Source organism: Ferrovum myxofaciens (genome assembly GCF_000735045.1).
GTDB lineage: Bacteria > Pseudomonadota > Gammaproteobacteria > Burkholderiales > Ferrovaceae > Ferrovum > Ferrovum myxofaciens.
Map to the genome: position 1 here is coordinate 1 of NZ_JPOQ01000040.1, position 357 is coordinate 357.

At 45.7% G+C, this 357-nt stretch carries 1 protein-coding gene; it reads left to right on the forward strand.

Annotated elements, in window-relative coordinates; translation table 11 throughout:
- Window positions 1-357 (forward strand): N-acyl amino acid synthase FeeM domain-containing protein (locus tag IV91_RS18380; protein ID WP_031597111.1); only part of this gene is annotated, 357 nt, incomplete at both ends.

Consider the following 357-nt stretch of genomic DNA (forward strand, 5'->3'; position numbering starts at 1 on the left):
CAAAGAACAGAAATCCGCCTCTCTTGACCTCATTCATAAGCAATATTCCAAACGCGGATATAAAACCGCCCTAACTCTGAAAGATCATGACCAATGGATTACCTTTTTTGCCGCCGGAAACTCGGGTCAGGTGATTGGAACCATTTCCGTGAGACCCGACAACATCCATGGTTTATTTGCTGACGAAACTTACCAAGATCACCTCAACGAACTGCGCCAGCAAGGAAACAAGCTCAGCGAATTTGGACGCCTTGCCATCAACTCAGACGCCTGCAACCGACATATACTGCCCGAGTTATTTTATATCGCCTATTTGTACCTTCGTACCAAGTGCAACTGTTCAATGGGAGTTTTAGA